Here is an 18,929-nt window from a genome sequence, read left to right as displayed (position 1 = left end):
TAGCAACATGATTTGCTGAAGCGTTGAATCACCATGTTTTAACGGAATTTGGCAAATCATTGACGGGTTTTATCATTTCTCATTCATATTTACTTCAATAAGGAAGACACCATGCCGAAACACAATTTATTCGCAATCGCTTTATTAGCCGGCATGAGTATGCAGCCGCTGGTTCAGGCCGACGATCATTATCGATCCGATCGCTGGGACGATCACTATCAAGACGATCGATGGTATATCGCGCCTTTCGCATCATACGTTGACACCGGTGGCGATCGAAGTGCAAGCAACGGTTGGGGCGGCGGAATGGGCTTCGGTAAAATCATCGATGAGCATTTCAATGTCGAATTGAAAGGCTTCTATGAAGGCTTTAACGGTACGAATGGCGCCTGGAGCCTAACCGGTGGTACTGCGGACTTACAGTATTATTTCTTTCGCGATAAATTTTCGCCGTATACGGTCGTCGGTGTGGGCGGTATGAACAGCTGTGTCTCAGGTAATTGCGGAGCGGGTATCATTGGCGAAGCCGGCGTAGGTTTTTCTTATGAATTGCACGACAACCTTTTAGTCCGGAGCGATGTGCGCTATCGATATAACAATAATCTCAATGCCCATGTACAGCCCGGTACGGACGAATTTCATGATATGACGGTCAACGTGGGTTTTGTCATTCCGTTCGGCGATAAGCCGAAAACACTCGCGCAGCGAGCCGATACTCGGGTCGAACCGGTTGCCATTACGGATTGCGCGACTCTCGATTCGGACGGTGACGGCGTAAACGATTGCCTGGATCAATGTCCCGACACTATCAAAGGCGGCGTAGTCGACGCTAAAGGCTGTTTAATCAGGCTCGTATTGAAGGGCGTCGGTTTTAAATTCGATTCAGAGGAACTGACGCCAACCGCCCAAGGAATTCTGGATGGCGTCGCGCAAAATCTCATTGCTCATCCGCAATCCAATGACATTGAAGTACAGGGACACGCCAGCAGCGAAGGCAGTCATGACTACAATATGGCATTGTCGCAACGCCGTTCGGCCTCAGTCGTCGATTACCTCAAAAGAAAAGGTGTCGCCAACAAACTGATTGCGAAAGGCTACGGTGAAACACAGCCGATTGCCGATAACGCCACGGAAGCGGGACGATCCGAAAATCGCCGTGTCGAGTTGATTTGGATCGAGGAGTAATAAACGTATTTTCTCCAAAGCATCTTAAATTTAATTAACGAAAAACCCGTTATCAAAGCGGGTTTTATTGTTAATGCAACCATAAGATTTGAGGTATATCTTAACCTTAGCCGTGGTAGGTAAAAAGCCGATTCAAGCTATACCCGTCGTAGATCAAAATTCGGCACCGGGGTGTCCGACAAAGGACGCCGTGAATACGTCCACTTTACTCTATGCCAGCTCCATGCTGGCAAAGCTTTTGTGAGCGCCATGGATGGCGTGAATGTCGATTTTGCATTACGCCACGGATGGCGTGTATTAGGGCAATGCAGGAGCAATTGCCGAGGAGCGAAAATCGACCGGACACCCAGGCGCCTCCTCTAGCACTGCCGAAATTTGAAGTGCGAAAGGTATAATTTGTGTATTGGCAACTTGGCTAATGTGACCTCGATACCCTTTATTGTTACTTAACGCACCCGGCTTCGAAATCGCGATCAGGGGATCGCTCCCACAGAGCTTTCGGAACCCTTGTGGGAGCGACGCCTTCGTCGCGACTATCGAAGCCAATGATGCTCAGCAGCCATGGATTTTATCGAAGCCACCGAACCGCATAGCGGTTCAGGCTGCATTCCCACGCAGAGCGTTGGAACGATGGAAAAGCCGGTTCACGCTAGACAATCCTGTTTTATGTTCGTTATCGAACAGACCGCGCCTAGTTTTAATGTTAGATTTTAAACGTTATTTCAACACGAAGCGGGAGTGCGGCTATATCGGTTGCATACTGTTTTAAAAGATAAAAAGGAATCACACATGAAAACAATCAATGAATACAAACATATGGCTTTGGCGGATCAAGTTCTAATGCCGGCTTTATTAGCCGTTGTTCTCGGATTGTCCGGTTGCCAACAAGAAGAAGGAAGCGCTGAAAAAGCCGGGCAAAAAATCGATCGAGCGTATGAAAAGGGAGAGAAAAAAATCGAACAATCGCGAATCGATGCAACGCAAAAGCTAGAGGCCGCCAAGGAGTCATTGGATCAACAAGCCGATCGAACTACGCAGTACATCGAAGAGTCGACTGAAGCGTCTAAAGAAGCGTTAGAAAAAGCCGGAGATGAAATTGAACAAACGACAGAGGCGGCAGGACAAGAACTTGAACGCGCAAAGGAGGCGGCAATCGACAGAGCTCAAACGGCCGGTGAGTACATCGACGATTCGGTCATTAGCCTAAAAGTCAAAGCCGCATTGGTCAATGATCCGATGCTTCAGGCATCCCAAATTGAGGTAACAACCGTTAACGGCATCGTGAAGTTGAGCGGTACGGTGGGTTCCCAGCAAGATGTCGACAGGGCATTGGAAATTGCAGTCAATCAGCAATATGTCAAATCAGTGCAAAGCGATCTGATTGTTAAAACTGCACCGAGCGCGGAATAATGAAGAGTTATCGATTGGCGGCAATTATGGGCTTGATGGTATTGCATGCAACGCTGGCTAATGCCGCAGCCCAGAATGACGCATACATCGCCGGTTATGCGGCCGGCGTATTAAAACAGGGTTTAAAAATCGATATGCCGCCGTTAAATGTCCGCGATGGCGTTATTACATTGCCTGTAGGGAATTTAAAAGCCGCAGATCGTGCTAAAGCGGTACAACTATTGTCCGAAATTCCAGGGGTCAATGCGGTAAAAATATCGCAAGCAAAGGCTAGCGTACCTGCCGATGAATTTCAGGTTCCGGGAGATGAGACCGTATCGGCAACCGATAAGATTATTTTACCGACAGGACTACTGCCGAGCGGTCATCTTTTCAAGCCGTTGCTGGCCGATCCTCGCTGGGCGCATTTTTCAGCCGCCTACCGTAATTACCAGAATGACAATTTTGACGGCAAGGACATAGGATCGGTCAGCTTCGGTGAAACCATCCCGTTTTATCGTGCAAACTTCGGAGAAACTTCCGCGCAATGGGAAACGGGCATTCAGGCCTCGGTGTTTAGCGATTTCAACTTGGGAGCCGAATCGACCGATTTGGTCAATACCGATTTCATTGCGTCGCTCTATTCCAGTATGCGGGTTGGCCAGTTTTCAGCGTTCGGCCGCATTTACCATCAGAGTTCTCATCTTGGCGACGAATTTTTGTTACGACAAATCGGCACAAAATTCGAGCGCGTAAACCTTAGTTACGAAGGTGTGGACTTGAGGCTTTCCTATGAGCTTCCTTTTGGCGTGCGCATTTATGGCGGTGGAGGCGGGCTGTTTCACAGAGAGCCTGACGACCTCAAAATATGGTCTGCTCAATATGGCGTTGAATTTCGAAGCCCTTGGCGCATGGAATTTGCCGACATGCGTCCCATCATTGCGGTCGACCTGAAAAATTTTGAAGAAAACAAATGGAATACCGATGTATCGGCCAGAGCCGGCGTCGAGTTTGAAAATTTACAAGTCTTGGGCCGGAAGCTTCAGTTGCTTGTGGAATACTTTAATGGTTACTCGCCCAGTGGGCAGTTTTACAATGACAAAGTGGAGTATGTCGGCATAGGTGCACATTATCATTTTTAACCTGGCGGATGGCTGCACATAATAATCCCCTTTGATTGAAAAACCGGCTAATAATAAAAGGTATGGGATGTGCCTACCGAGGACCGCCGTGAACCCATCCATGGAAGCTTGGCGGCAGCCCGAACGTCAAGGAAGGCGTGAATGCAGATTTTGCAGGAGCAAAAATCTGCAAACGCCATGGAAGGCGTGAATGCAGATTTTGCAGGAGCAAAAATTTGCAAACGCCATGGAAGGCGTGAATGCAGATTTTGCAGGAGCAAAAATCTGCCCAGCTGCCGACATCCTCGCCAAGCATACCCCACACCCTTTTTGATCTCCAATTTGGGAATTGCTGGGGTTGAGTGATGAAAATATTCGATTTCGTGGAGTCAAATTAAGAGAAGCAGTTAAGACAACGCTGTTTTTGCACCGATGACTGAAAATGCGGTGATATGATTGACAGTCAATTTAATCTAACCCATTAGACAACAATGACTAAATCTACTCCCGACCAATCCAGCTCGACTCCATCAAGACTAACCGATACACCCGTCGGTGAACCGGACACGACCACCCCGGAGAGAAAGGTATCCGCCAAAACCGGCAGTTCTAATCCGCCTATTATCGGGGTAGGTACGTCGGCAGGAGGTTTGGAGGCCCTGGAACTATTCTTTACGCCGATTCCGGCAATCAACGGCGCGGCGTTTGTCGTCATTCAGCATCTCGACCCAACGCATCAAGGGATTCTGCCGGAATTATTGCAGCGCGTCACGCCGATGACGGTTACCCAGGCTGGCGATGGCATGCAGGTTAAACCCAATTGGGTGTACGTGATTCCTTCCAATAAAGATTTGTCTATCCTGCACGGTAAGCTGCATTTGCTGGATCCGGTCGCGCCTCGTGGGTTGCGTTTGCCGATCGACAGTTTTTTCCGAGCCTTGGCCGACGATCAGCATGAACGGGCAATCGGTGTGATTCTTTCCGGGATGGGCTCCGATGGTACTTTAGGTATGCGTGCCATAAAGGAAAACGCAGGTCTCACCCTAGTACAAACCCCGGATTCCGCTCAGTTCGATTCCATGCCGCGAAGCGCGATCGATGCGGGACTGGCCGACATCATTGTGCCGGCACAAGAAATGTGGGGGCGTATCTATGCTTATCTCAAGCATAACCCGCGTGGTTTATTGGCCGCGCCCGAAACGAAGTTGGAAGAAAAATCGCAAAGCGGCTTGGAGCAAATTGTGATTCTGCTTCGGGAAAGAACCGGCAACGATTTTTCGCTTTACAAAAAAAACACTATTTTTCGCCGCGTCGAGCGCCGCATGGGCTTGCATCAAATTAATGCGATAGCTCATTATGTGCGGTATCTACGCGAAAACCCGCAGGAACTCGATCTTTTGTTCAAGGAGCTATTGATCGGTGTAACCAATTTCTTTCGCGATCCGGAGGTATGGGAGATCCTCAAAACCAACACGATTCCCGAGCTATTGGCCAATCCTTCGACAAACAAGGACCTGCGGGCTTGGGTGCCGGCTTGCTCGACAGGCGAAGAGGCTTATTCTCTGGCCATCGTGTTCAAGGAAGCCTTGGCGCAAATCCAATCAAAACGTCAAATGACCTTGCAAATCTTTGCCACGGATCTCGATCAAGATGCGATCGATAAGGCTAGGCAAGGTTTTTATCCGGCCAATATTGCCGTCGATGTTTCCGAAGACCGCTTAAGCCGATTTTTTAGCATCGACGGCAACGGCTATCGCATCAACAAGGAAATACGCGAGATGGTGACCTTTGCGCCGCAGAACGTCATCATGGATCCGCCTTTTACCAAGTTGAATATTCTTTGTTGCCGCAACTTGTTGATTTATCTCAATGCCGAATTGCAAAAAAAACTGATCCCGCTGTTCCATTATGCGCTGACCGAAAATGGCATCTTGCTGCTCGGTAATTCCGAAACGATTAGCGGTTTCAGGGATTTATATGAAGTGGTCGACAATAAATCACGTCTTTACCGCCGTATTGAAAGTTTTCGGCGGAATTTGGACGTCGATTTTCCGACTAAGCATTCCTCGGTAATTTCGCAAGCACCTGGCGGCTATAAGCCGCCCGTGATCGATAATCTGCAAACGTTGGCGGATCAATTTTTATTACAACACTTTTCGCCGGCGGCCGTTTTGGTCAATGCTGACGGAGACATTCTTTACATTAACGGACGTACCGGTAAGTATTTGGAGCCTGCCGCCGGCAAAGCTAACTGGAATATTTACGCAATGGCCCGTGACGGACTGCGCCATATTTTGTCCGGCGCATTGAGAAAAGCGCAGAACCAAACCGGAGCCATTCATATGCAAGGCTTGACGGTAGGCACCAATGGCGGAACGCAAATAGTTAATCTGGCTGTTCAAGTAATCAGAAAGCCAGTGGCGTTAAACGGAATGTTATTCGTCGTGTTTAACGATGCGTCTCCGTTGCCGGCCAGAAAACGCTCCCGTAAATCGACGAGTGAGGAACAGAAAACGCTGGAGATCGAACTTCTACATGCCAATGAAGATATACAAACCTTGCGCGAGGAAATGCAGTCTTCTCAAGAAGAGTTGCGCTCCGCCAATGAGGAATTGCAATCGACCAATGAGGAATTGCAGTCATCCAATGAAGAATTGACCACGTCCAAGGAAGAAATGCAGTCTTTAAACGAGGAGTTGCAAACCGTGAATGCGGAGCTTCAAGCAAAAGTAGACGACCTGTCGAGGGTCAGCAACGACATGAATAATTTACTCAATAGCTTGGACATTGCCACGGTGTTTTTGGACAGCGCCCTTAATATCAGGCGTTTCACCAAACATATCAGTCGTATATTCAAGCTGATCAGCAGCGATGTCGGGCGGCCGCTTTCCGACCTCGTGACCGATCTGGACTATCCGCAACTTCAGGAAGATGCGCACGAAGTGCTGCGAACTCTGGTCTTTGCCGAAAAACAAGTCGAAGCCGCCGGTAACCGATGGTTCAAGGTGCGTATCATGCCTTATCGAACCCAAGACAACGTAATCGACGGCGTGGTGATTACTTTTATCGATATTTCCGAAACCAAGCAACTGGAAGCGAAATTAAGGGCTCTCAATGATCAATCCGAATGAACAACCCGATAATTCAGATGAATTACGCTGGCGCGCGGAACAACGGCTTGCTGTTAAACAAGCGTCGCCCGCAGGAGTGGCGATCGACGAAAAAAGGTTAGTGCACGAATTGCAAGTCCATCAAATCGAGTTGGAAATGCAGAATGAAGCGTTGCGGGAAGCGCGTCTTCAGTCTGAAATAGCCCTGGAACGCTTTACCGAACTGTTCGACTTCGCGCCGCTTGCTTATTTTAGTTTATGCTGCAAAGGCATCATTCAACAGGCCAATTTTCGTAGCGAGTCATTACTGGCTATTGAGCGCTCCGCTCTATGTGGGCAAAATTTTGCCCATTGGGTAACCAATATATTTCAACTTCTCTTTAAAAATTTTCTGGCAAAGGTGTTTGCGAATACCGATTCGCACAGCTGCGAGATGACTTTACAAATCGGTAACGATCAAAAATGGGTACGTGTCGAGGGCATTGCCGACAAAACGGGTGATTCGTGTCTTCTTGCCGTGTCGGATATCAGTGAACGAAAACGTAACGAGCAAGAATTGCAACTGGCTGCGACTGTGTTTCTGACGCTCGAGGAAGCCATTATAGTGACTGATAAAGACAACCGGATTGTCTGCATCAATCCGGCCTTCACGCGATTGACGGGTTACCTGTCGGATGAGGCCGTCGGCCAAACGACCGCGCTGCTTAAATCCGGGCGTCATGATAAGGTTTTTTACGAGGCGATGTGGCATAGCCTGAATTCGACAGGCCATTGGCAGGGAGAAATATGGACCAAACGTAAAAACGGAGAAGAATTTCTCGAATGGTTATCGATTAATACGCTGTATAGTCAAAACGGCGAGGTCATCCGGCGTATCGCCACGGCTACCGACATTACCGACAAAAAACGGACGGAGGAAATCATTCGTCGGCAAGCCCATTTCGATCAACTGACCGGCTTGCCTAATCGGTACTTATTTCTCGATCGCCTGCAACGGGCTATCAATAAAGCCAACCGGACAGGGCGGCAGTTGGCCCTGATGTTTCTTGACCTGGATCATTTCAAGGATGTTAACGATACCTTGGGTCACGACGCGGGGGACGAGCTGCTCAAGGAGGCTACACAGCGTTTGAAAGGTTGTCTGCGCGAAACCGATACGCTGGCACGTCCCGGCGGCGATGAATTCACGATCATTTTGGACGAATTGGACGAGTTCAGCAGTGTCGATCGTGTCGCTCAAATCATGGTTGAATGTATGACGGCGCCGTTTATAGTGAAAAAAGAACGGTGTTATATTTCGGTCAGTATCGGCATCGCCTTGTATCCGAGCGATGCCGAAACCCTAGAAGAATTGCTGAAGAATGCCGATCAAGCCATGTATGCCGCGAAAAATCAGGGGCGAAGTCGTTATTGTTACTTTATGCCGGCAATGCAAGAAGCGTCGGCGATGCGGTTGCGCTTAGGCAACGATTTGCGGCATGCGCTGACCGATCGGCAACTGAGTTTGTTTTATCAACCCATCGTGGATTTCGAATCCGGTCGAATCCAAAAAGCCGAAGCCTTGATTCGTTGGCAACATCCTACGCGAGGCTGGATTCATCCGTTAGATTTTATAGCCGTTTCAGAAGATAACGGCATGATAACGGAGATCGACGAATGGGTTTTTCATCAGGCGGTAGACCAGGTCGCCATTTGGCGCGCCAATTACCGTGCGGATTTTCAAATTAGCATCAATACTTCATCCGCGCAGTTTCAAAATAATGGTATCAAGTTAAACGAATGGTTTGTTTATTTGCAGGATCGAGGCCTATCCGGGGATTGTATTGCGGTGGAAATTACCGAAGGATTATTGTTGAATGCAACCGCCATCGTATCTGAAAAATTGCTTGCATTCAGGGACGCAGGCATCCAAGTATCGCTTGACGACTACGGTACCGGTAATTCGTCGCTGTACAGTCTCAAAAAGTACGATATCGATTATTTGAAAATCGACAGATCCTTCGTCGCCAATCTAACGGCCGATTCCAACGAGTTGGTATTATGCGAAGCGATGATTCTGTTGGCGCACAAACTGGATATGAAAATTATCGCTGAAGGTATCGAAACACAGGAACAATTCGATTTGTTGCGGCAAGCGGGTTGCGATTACGGACAAGGGAATTTGGTCTCGAAAGCGGTATCCGCAGAGGAGTTCGAGAAGTTATTATCTTAAAGCGCTGCACGCAATAATTTCGCGAAACATTGTTATACCCATCGCAGATCAAAATTCGGCACCAGGGTGTCCGTCAAAGGACGCCGTGAATACATCCCTGTAGGCTCTATGCCAGCTCCATGCTGGCAAAGCCTTTGCCGCACACCCTGGCGCCTCCTCAGGCACTGCCGAAATTTGAAGTGCGAAAGGTATACAATGGCTCTCATGACTTTCCATGATGGGTTTCGCTTCGCTCTACTCCCTTTTGATTGAAAAACCGTCTAAGAATAAAAGGCATGGGATGTGTCTATCGAGGACCACCGTGATTACAATCGCTCTCATGATGTTCCTACAGTCAGTGGATATAGGCTTTGGTGACGTATTGCAACACCATGCGCTGAGTATTAAAAAACGAGCCATTGAGCGCAATCGTGTGACGCATTACATCGATGAAGCGTTCGCGGTCATGATAAAACAAAGGAACGACTACTTGCTCCAGCTTGTCGTATAACGCCGCTGCATCCCGAGCCGACCGTTCCTCTTCGAAGCTAACGGAGGTCGGTAACTCACCGATTGCCCAGCCGGTAACGCCTTCGATACAACCTTCGATCCACCAGCCATCCAATATGCTCAGGCTGGGCACGCCATTGAGGGCCGCCTTCATGCCGCTGGTACCGGATGCCTCAAGCGGCGGTTGAGGGGTATTCAGCCAAATATCCACGCCGGCCGTCATCAATTGCGCCAATGGCCAATCGTAATTGGGCAGATAAGCAATTTTGACATAGCCTCTCAACGCATCCCGCGCCTGATAGATGCGCTGAATCAGTTCCTTGCCTTGCTGATCCTGCGGATGGGCCTTACCGGCATAGATGATCTGGAAACGGCCGACGCCGGCGGAGATGGCCTTTAAGCGTTCAATATCCCGAAATATCAGGTCGCCACGTTTATAAGTCGCATCCCGGCGAGCAAAGCCTATCGTCAAATCTTGGGCATCCATGCCCACATTGGTAACACGATTGACGTGGTCGATCAGCTGGCGTTTAGCCTGATCATGGGCCTGCCACACCTCCTGCGGTGGAATGCCCAAGACATAGCGCAACGTAAAATTATCCTCGCGCCAACCGGGCACATGCTGATCAAACAGGGCCTGAAACGGCGGGCTGGTCCAGGTCGTTGCATGTACGCCATTGGTAATCGAATCGATGCGGTACTGAGCAAACATTTGCCGCAATACTTCGGCATGTTTCTTGGCAACCCCGTTGACATAATGACTCAGATTGAGCGCCAGATAGGTCATATTGAGATAGTCGTCCCACAGCAATACTTCCTTCATAGCCTCGGTCTCGACGCGGCCCAACACCTGGTTGATGAGCTCGGACGGGAAGCGATCATGACCCGCGGGTACCGGTGTATGGGTAGTGAACACGCAATGCCGGCGCACCACTTCGACATCTTCTTGAGTGACACGATCGTGACCGGCTCGTTCGGCTTGTTCGTCCAGCAGCGCGATGGGTAACAAACTGGCATGACCTTCGTTCATGTGAAAGCGCTCAATGCCATGGTGTCCGAGTGCGCGCAGCATAGACACGCCCCCCATACCGAGCACGACTTCCTGGCACAGTCGGTAATGCTGGTCGCCGCCGTACAGCCAATGCGTTAAGCTACGATCCCATTCCGCATTTTCCGCAAGATCACTGTCCAGAAGATAAACCGGCACTATGCCGCCCGTACACCCGCGAACCTCATAACGCCAGGCACGCAAATGGACCGTCCGGTTTTCTATCGAGACCGCGGCCCGTTGCGGAAATTCTTGGAGAAAATCCTCGACCACCCATTCAACGGAATCCTCGGTCTGCATGCCGCCGCTATCGAGTCTTTGATAAAAATAACCTTTGCGATGCAATAGCGTGACTGCCACCATCGGTAGTTCGCGGTCGGCGGCGGCGCGGATCATGTCGCCGGCAAGAATTCCCAATCCGCCGCTGTAAGTCGGCATCGCAGGGTGCAGAGCAATCTCCATTGAGAAATAGGCTATCCGTGCCTCGTCCCTAACGCTATCCAATTCGATTTTGAATTGCTGTGACATGCTCATATCAAGGCTCTCTTAGAAGATTCTAATTTATTGATGGAAGTGAATTTCGAACGTGCCGGCTCAATGTTCCGTGGTGCCTGTCTCTAGAGCAATTTATTGCCATATAAACCTACCACCAGTTCGCAAAATTACGGTGCCAATAGATTATGAATAGACTATGGACGCCACTTCCGCACATTTTTTTTCAATTTAACCGTAAAAAGGTGGCGATTTTCTGTTCGCTAACGCACATAGAATTGACAAAGGCCGCGTATGCTAGCCGTCTTCGCAACAGTACGACAAAGCCAAGTCTGTGGTCGACATCATTATCCCTGCTCGACCTCGCTACCATTTATACCTTTCGCGCTTCAAATTTCGGCAGTGCCCGAGGTGGCGCCGGGGTGCTAGGTCGATTTTGCTCCTCGGCAATTGCTCCTGCATTGCCCTACTACACGCCATCCTTGGCGTAATGCAAAATCGACATTCACGCCATCCATGGCGCTCGCAAAGGCTTTGCCAGCATGGAGCCTTCATGGACGTATTCACGGCGTCCTTTGGCGGATACCTCGGCGCCGAAACTTGACCAGCAAAGGGTATAAATAATATACGATCAAACAGCGAATAATTCCAAGTTATTGAAAAATATCGATTAATAGTTTTGGCATCCTAAATTTATGCTGCGATCACTCAAAAAATAGAACATAACAATCAATGGCTTAAATATCAAGATAGGGGGCTAAACGGTCATAAGCGCCAACTTAGTGCCTATACTATGGTGTATTTGTGGCTTTATTCGTCATAACGGCATGGATTGCCGATATCAAGGTTACATGAGTGTGAAGCTAAGCATTGCCATCCCTGGACCTGGATTCCGCCAATTCCTGGCGGAATGACGCGTTATTTTCTTAAGTTGGCGTATATGAGGGCTGAATACTTACAAGGTAAGTATTCAGTTCCCCTCTTTGAAAAAGAGGGGCTAGGGGAGGTTTTTTAAATAAATCCCCCTCAATCCCCCTTTTTCAAAGGGGGATGCCAACAATACGCCTGGATTGCGGTAATTTGCCAACGGGGTCTGAATACTTACCTTACAAGTGGTGGGGGCTAAATGATTACTGAAATACTGTAACTTGAATATATAAAAACTGATTGGGTTCAAAGTGCGCTACCGTACCGACTGTTAGAAAGTTTTTTAATAGACTGGCACCAGATTCCTAGTAAGTATTCAGCCCGCCTCTTTGATAAATAGGGGAGAGGGGAGATATATTAAATTAATCCCCTTTTTTAAAGGGGGATGTCAATTTATAAGTAATTATTCACCAACCTATCGTTCCCACGCAGAGCGTGGGAACGATAATTGCCGGGGGTCTGAATAGTTACAGTGAGTCTTGATTATAGGTTAATGTTTTCGTATCTATCAATACTAATGAACAATCCAATAAAAGCAAATATATGAATAAATTGATCGCATCAGTAGGTAGGTATGCCGCCATTCTTCCGGCCAGTATTTATAAGTTTCTTCAATCCATAATTACTCAAAACTTTGAGCAATCTATTAAGAAGTTTCCAGAGGACAGTGTCCCAGAAAAATGGCGTTCAAAGCCATAGTATAGTTATTAATAGACTCGTTAAGTTATGTTACTGTAAAATATTCAGTCCCCCTCTTTGAAAAAGAGGGTTTAGGGGAGATTATTTAAATAAATCCCCCTTTTTCAAAGGGGGAGGTAAAGTTCCAACTTATTTTAAATGCAGGGGTCTGAACAATTACATGTTACATATTACTTCCTTTTGATTGAAAAACCGCCTAAGACTAAAAAGGGAGTAATTATTCACCCACCCTATCGTTCCCACGCTCTAGCGTCACTGCCATTAAGTTAAGCCATCACAGAAATGAATAATGCTTGTATTCAGGCTCTGATGCACCTCAAAAGCTTGCCATCCATGGCACTGGATTCCGCCAGTCCATGGCGGAATGACCAGTTTCCGTTAACTTAATGGCAGTGACGCAGAGCGTGGGAACGATAATTGTCGGGGGGACTGAATAGTTACGCTGGATCCAATCTCGATAATCAAGGGACAGGATATTCCACGACAGGCAGACTTCATACCCTAAACCCGGCAAAAAATGCTCAAACTGGGAATTGTTGTAATCCTAGCCGGTTGTTAGACAATTTTTTGTAACTTCAGTGAGGATAAGTCATGACTCTAACAATGAATGCTTCCATGAATCTTTTTGATGCAGTGGGTGTTTGGTCGATGATCACTTCATTCGATCTGGCGGGATTTTCAATATTGATGTTTTTTATCATTTTGTTCATCATCGAAACGCATCGCCCTAGAAAAAAGTTACCGACACATGAGTTGAAAAACTCTTACCGGGTTAATATCACATTGTTTTTGTTCAACAGTTTAGTGTTGTCGATAATGTCGATTGCTTCGTTGCTAATCGTCGCCGAACATTTTTCCGGTGCGGGAATTTTGAGCGGGATGTCGAATGCGGCAATAAAAGCCGCTCTGTCATTACTGTTGCTGGATTTGGTATTTTATTTTTGGCACAAGGCATGCCATGATTTTGATGGCTTATGGTTATTTCATAAAGTCCATCATAGCGAGCCGCATCTCAATGTCTCAACCGCATACCGTGTGCATATATTGGAAATATTGGCGGTAACGCTGATTAAGGTACTCAGTATAGTCATTTTCGGTTTCGATAAAGCCAGCGTATTGGCTTACGAATTATTGATGATGCTGTTTGTCATGTTTCATCACGCAAATATTGCATTTTCCCGTGAACAAAACCTAGGGTATTTGTTTATTACCCCTTATCTGCATCGGGTCCATCATTCGACGGTTCGAGTCGAACACGACAGAAATTACGGCGCGGTGTTTTCGATTTGGGACCGTCTGTTCGGGACCTTGGCCGAATTGGAGCCCAAACAAATTGGCATCAATGGCAAGCCGCCGTTGACGTTTTTAAAATTGTTGAAGTTCGGTGTAACCCAGAGGCCCAAAGCAATTCCTTTTGATGTAAGGCAGGAGACCATGCCGATGATTGCCGAGGCGGCTTATTTTAAAGCCGAGAAACGCGGTTTTGAGCCGGGTAATGAAATGTACGATTGGCTGGAAGCAGAGCAGGATATAGCCCGGAAATTATATACCCGGCGTTCGGTCATGGAGCGCCTTTGCCTCGAGTAATTAATGGTAAGTATTTACCTCTTGGCCGTAATTGTTGTAACTATTCAGACCCCCTGGCCACTGGTGGTAATTTTGGAATCGGCCGTCCGGTCCGCTGATGATCAATGACTACAGCCAAATAAAGCCAAGGGGATTGCTGTCTTTTACGGCAGGTTTCGATCACGCTGATTAAAATGGCGAATACCCGCGAGCCTTGCTCGGTGCGCGTGCCATAGCTGATGCGTCTCAAAATCACCCAGTGCCGCAGTGCCCGCTCGGCTTCGTTGTTGGTCAACGGCAAATGATAGGATGCAACGACCTGAAAGATCGCCTCCCAATCATTGAGCATTTCACCGGCCAGCTCACGCGTCTTTTTATGCGTTGCTTCGCGCAGGCTTTCGCATAGCGCTCGATAGAGCGCCAATGCTTCTTGAAAGGTTTCCGTCAACGGTTTGTCGGGTGGGTCGACACGGGCCTCTCGAATCGCGTTCATCAGCGTATTCAGCAACGCCAGTGTGTGCTTGCCGAACTGGCGGGCCACAGGGTCGAAACTCTCTTCCAGCCCTTGGGCTTTGCGCAGCAGATGCGCCCAGCAGCGCACACGATTCGGGTATCTGCGATAGGTTTGGTAGCCATCGCCCATGAGCCAGCCCAAGTAATCCGCGCCCAAGAGGTTCTCGAGCAATTCAGCGCTGCGGTAGGCAATCCAGTAAGCGGTCACGCTATCCGTGCTGAACACCCACAGCCATAAGAAGGTCGTCAGTTCCATCCAGGATGTTTCATCGACATGCAATAATCGACTGTTGACCACCGCCTCGATGAGTTCGTCTTCGATCGGCATCGCCGCCGCGCCGCTTTCATGCAGGGTGTTGTTGATCGTGCCGACACTGAGACTCAAACCTAACCAATCCTGCAAGAATTCGCGGATGCGCGCACGGGATAGTCGCATGCGATAGGCCAGACACACAATCAAGGCGGCCAAACCCGGCCCGACCAGGCGCCATTCGCTGCACACGACGTTCGGCAAACTGCCGTGGGGCACGTGACGATACGGTTCGTCTCGCGTCACATGGACGCAGTGACACGTCGCTTCATAATAGGTATGCCGCGTCGTGATCAATCTCAAGCCCGGATCGTTCGCGTCAGCCCAGGTGAGGTCAACAGTATCAAAAGCGGTATACGCTTTTTGCTGACTTGCCGTGAACACAGTACCGCAACACGCGCAAAGCTCGGGACGATGATCTTGATAGTCAGTCACTGGCAGGACTTGCTGTCTGCCGAAACCTTGCGCGCCGGGCTGTTTACCAGGTTTACGCACATTATCCGAAGCTTGAGACGAGTCGGTTTGAGAATCTTGTTTGGATTCTTTAGCAGGTGGCGCGGGAGATGTGTTATCCACCTCCTGATCCGGCGTGTCTTCGCCAGCGTCTATAGCATCGGTATCACTGGCTGTATCGTTCGCCTTATCCCACGGTGCTTCACTACTGGGTGGCCGGGAGCTATTGCGCGAGTTTTGCTTCAAGCGCTCGCGTGCTTCCTTGAGATCGTTGAGCAAACGAATCGAAAGGCGACGCAAAGCCTCTTCCGGCAAGTCAAGAAGCTTGTCTTCATCCAGTTGGTTTAGGTCGTGATCGCTCAGTTGCATGGCGCACAGAATACGTCTTGGTGGCTTAAAAATACAGTTTTTTAATGACTGATTGGATGATTTTTGTAGTAGGGGTCTGAATAGTTACTAATTGTTCGCCTCATGTATACCCTTTGCTCGTCAAATTTCGGCGTCGGGGTGCTCGTCAAAGGACGCTGTGAATACGTCCATGTAGGCTCTATGACAGCATCCATGCTGCCAAAGCCTTTGCGAGCGCCATGGATGGCGTGAATGTCGATTTTGCATTACGCCAAGGATGGCGTGTAGTAGGGCAATGCAGGAGCAATTGCCGAGGAGCAAAAATCGACCTAGCACCCCGACGCCTCCATACGCTAATGCCGAAATTTGAAGTGCGAAAGGTATAGTAATTACTCACCCCCCTATCGTTCCCACGCTCTAGCGTCACTGCCATTAAGTTAAGCGGCTACTCACTTAACGCGGGACAGTTGAAGGTTAATCCGTTCGTGGTGAGCCTGTCGAACCATGGGCGGATTAACCGTCGTCCACCCTTCGACAGGGCTCTCCTGAGCGCAGCCGAAGGGCTTAAGGCGAACGGTTAATCCTTAGTGCTTTTGTACCGCCTTAAGTGGGAAGCCAGTTAAGCCATCACAGAATTAAGTAATGCTTGTATCCAGGATCTACTTTGCCTCAAAAGCTTGCCATCCATGGCACTGGATTCCGCCAGTCCATGGCGGAATGACGGGCTTCCCTTAACTTTGGCAGTGACGCAGAGCGTGGGAACGATAATTGTCGGGGGACTGAATAGATACATTACATATGTTTAGCAAACCTTAAATTTGGAATGTTATGTTCGATAACGAACAGAGAAATTCTAAGTAATATAGTAGTATCCAACTTGTAAATATTCAGTTCCCCTCTTTGAAAAATATGGGGTATGGGGTGATTATTTAAATATATCCTCCTCAATCTTTTTTTTCAAACGGAGAGGCAAAGTTATAGCTTGTCTAAAATGCAGGGTAACTAATCAGTCCCCCGGCAATTATCGTTCCCACGCTAGAGCGTGGGAACGATAGGGGGGTGAATAATTACAATGCAGGGGTTATAAAAATTACGATTGCAAGTGATAAATGATAAGTATTCAGACCCCGTTGGCAAATTACCGCAATTCAGGCGTAATTGTTAGCCTCCCCCTTTGAAAAAGGGGGATTGAGGGGGATTTATTTAAAAAATCTCCCCTAGCCCCTCTTTTTCAAAGAGGGGGACTGAATACTTACGATAAATGAGAAATTTTGGGGAGCCTGAATTAAAAATAAAATATTACATTTTAGCGAAATCGTTTCCTCACTTTTTAATATTATTCGCAATTTTAAGCATAGGATGATTCAGATAATGTCAGTGAAGGTTTATTGATTTGAGGTAAGCGCGAAATATTTATTAGCATGTGATAATCGGTTGGTCACTGGCTTGCATCAGTATTAAGAAATGCTTTGTGTCGCCAATTAAACTTGTCATCGGCTAAATTGCCAGGCCCAACTACAACAAAAATGAGGTTGTTAATATGAAAAATTATCGAAGCGTTACAAAAACAATTAAGCTCGGGCTAGCCTTTGGAGTTTCTATGTTTATCCTGGGTTGTGCTGGAGTTCCGCCTCATGAAGAAATCACGCGCAGTTCTTATGTTATCAAAGAGGCGGAGGCTGATGGTGCAAGGCAACTTGCACCACTCGAACTTAGAAATGCAAGCCAAACTCTTGAAAACGCACGGGCTGCTATGGATGATAAAGATTACCAAAAAGCGCGTAATTTAGCGGCTCAAGCAGAATTGGAAGGGGAGCTCGCTAAAGCAAAAGCTGAAGCATTAAAAGTCCAGAAATCAGCTGAAGAGATCAAGGATGGTAATCGTATCTTAAAAGAAGAACTTAAAAGATATCATCCGGCCTATTGAACATCAGGCCGTTTGCATCATTTACGTCATTCAATAATTTAATAAGGAATCTATCATGAAGCAGTTAATCACTGACTTGAAGTTTATTACTGTACTGAGTATTGCTGGATTAATATACGGATGCGCATCAACGTCTCCTAATCCGGACTTAGTCAGTGCGCAGAGACTTTTTGACGAAATCAATGCCGATCCTTTAGTTGCAGCTAAGGCTCCCATTCCTCATGCTGAAGCCGAAGAGTCATTAGCAAAACTAAAATGGATGGTTGAAGACGGTGCCAAAGATAAGGAAATCAAAAGAGTAGCTTATAAGACGGAGATCAAAACTAAAATTGCCCGCGAAAAAGCCAATACCGCCATTGCTAAAGATTTCATCGCTCAAGCTGAAACAGAAAGACAACAAATTCAGATCAAGGCGCGCACGCGTGAAGCAGATGACCTGGCTCGACAACTCGCTGAATTAAAGGCTAAACCGAGTGAAAGAGGAATGATTGTGACGATGGGTGACGTATTATTCGAATACGACAAATCCAATGTCAAAGCTGGAGGCATGAGAATAATTAGTCAATTGGCTGAATTCCTAAAACAACATCCGGAAATAACAGTTAGCATAGAAGGTCATACGGATAGTGTCGGTTCCGATTCTTACAATCAGCAGTTGTCTGAACGCCGAGCCGAAGCCGTTCACAGAGCACTGCGGCATGCGGGTATCGATGATGCGCGTATGACTGCTATTGGCTATGGCAAGACTTATCCCATTGCCACCAATGCAACTTCCTCTGGCAGACAACAAAATCGCAGAGTTGAAATAATCATCTCTGATGAAACAGGCATCGTTAAAGAACGCTAGTGTAACTATTCAGTCCTCCGGCAATTATCGTTCCACGCTAGAGCGCTCATCGTTATACCCATCGTAGATCAAAATTCGGCACCGGGGTGTCCGCCAAAGGACGCCGTGAATATGTCCATGTAGGCTCTAGCCAGCTCCATGCTGGCAAAGCCTTTGTCGCGGACACCCCGGTGCCTCCTTAGGCACTGCCGAAATTTGAAGTGCGAAAGGTATATACATAAGTGCCGGTACACTTGCTGAACAGAGTTTATCGAATCACTGGGAGCGTTGATGTTTGATAAATCTGTGGATAT

General features: G+C 47.9%; 11 protein-coding genes. 9 read left to right on the top strand and 2 right to left on the bottom strand.

Annotation, left to right across the window (positions count from 1 at the left end):
• Positions 1-111 precede the first annotated feature (111 nt).
• From EQU24_RS14630 to EQU24_RS14605, 6 genes are all read left to right on the top strand, one after another.
• The gene (locus EQU24_RS14630) at positions 112-1,185 is read left to right on the top strand and encodes an OmpA family protein (RefSeq protein ID WP_017838786.1); all 1,074 of its coding nucleotides are present in this window, start codon (positions 112-114) and stop codon (positions 1,183-1,185) included.
• A 789-nt stretch (positions 1,186-1,974) separates the two neighbouring features.
• Complete coding sequence (locus EQU24_RS14620; RefSeq protein WP_017838788.1) at positions 1,975-2,595, top strand: BON domain-containing protein; 621 nt, start codon at positions 1,975-1,977, stop codon at positions 2,593-2,595.
• The gene (locus tag EQU24_RS14615) at positions 2,595-3,716 is read left to right on the top strand and encodes a DUF1207 domain-containing protein (RefSeq protein WP_017838789.1); all 1,122 of its coding nucleotides are present in this window, start codon (positions 2,595-2,597) and stop codon (positions 3,714-3,716) included. Before EQU24_RS14620 ends, EQU24_RS14615 begins: the two co-directional genes overlap by 1 nt.
• 190 nt (positions 3,717-3,906) lie before the next feature.
• On the top strand, positions 3,907-4,029 hold the full coding sequence (locus EQU24_RS23305) for a hypothetical protein (RefSeq protein ID WP_017838790.1): 123 nt from the start codon (positions 3,907-3,909) through the stop codon (positions 4,027-4,029).
• A gap of 157 nt (positions 4,030-4,186) precedes the next feature.
• The gene (locus tag EQU24_RS14610; RefSeq protein ID WP_083877581.1) at positions 4,187-6,826 is read left to right on the top strand and encodes a chemotaxis protein CheB; all 2,640 of its coding nucleotides are present in this window, start codon (positions 4,187-4,189) and stop codon (positions 6,824-6,826) included.
• Complete coding sequence (locus EQU24_RS14605; protein ID WP_017838792.1) at positions 6,810-9,017, top strand: sensor domain-containing protein; 2,208 nt, start codon at positions 6,810-6,812, stop codon at positions 9,015-9,017. The genes EQU24_RS14610 and EQU24_RS14605 overlap by 17 nt, the downstream gene beginning before the upstream one ends.
• A gap of 334 nt (positions 9,018-9,351) precedes the next feature.
• On the opposite strand, the gene glgP is transcribed toward EQU24_RS14605, so the two are convergent.
• Entirely contained in the window at positions 9,352-11,088 is a 1,737-nt protein-coding gene (glgP, locus tag EQU24_RS14600) for an alpha-glucan family phosphorylase (protein WP_017838793.1), read from the bottom strand.
• A gap of 2,175 nt (positions 11,089-13,263) precedes the next feature.
• Here glgP and EQU24_RS14590 point away from each other — a divergent pair.
• A complete protein-coding gene (locus EQU24_RS14590; protein ID WP_051056227.1) occupies positions 13,264-14,259 on the top strand; it encodes a sterol desaturase family protein in 996 nt (331 codons plus the stop codon).
• Between the two features lie 40 nt (positions 14,260-14,299).
• Here the strand turns inward: EQU24_RS14590 and tnpC are convergent, their stop codons facing one another.
• Positions 14,300-15,883 (bottom strand): IS66 family transposase, encoded by a 1,584-nt coding sequence (tnpC, locus tag EQU24_RS14585; protein WP_017838795.1) that lies wholly within the window; start codon positions 15,881-15,883, stop codon positions 14,300-14,302.
• 1,519 nt (positions 15,884-17,402) lie between these two features.
• On the opposite strand from tnpC, the gene EQU24_RS14575 reads away from it, so the two are divergent.
• Together EQU24_RS14575 and EQU24_RS14570 are read left to right on the top strand one after the other, a co-directional pair.
• The gene (locus EQU24_RS14575) at positions 17,403-17,789 is read left to right on the top strand and encodes a DUF4398 domain-containing protein (RefSeq protein ID WP_083877582.1); all 387 of its coding nucleotides are present in this window, start codon (positions 17,403-17,405) and stop codon (positions 17,787-17,789) included.
• Positions 17,790-17,844: 55 nt separating this feature from the next.
• Complete coding sequence (locus EQU24_RS14570; RefSeq protein ID WP_017838797.1) at positions 17,845-18,636, top strand: OmpA family protein; 792 nt, start codon at positions 17,845-17,847, stop codon at positions 18,634-18,636.
• Positions 18,637-18,929: the final 293 nt, after the last annotated feature.

Source organism: Methylotuvimicrobium buryatense (genome assembly GCF_005931095.1).
GTDB lineage: Bacteria > Pseudomonadota > Gammaproteobacteria > Methylococcales > Methylomonadaceae > Methylotuvimicrobium > Methylotuvimicrobium buryatense.
The sequence above is the reverse complement of the archived record's forward strand: the minus strand, read 5'-3'. Positions and strand labels throughout refer to the sequence as shown.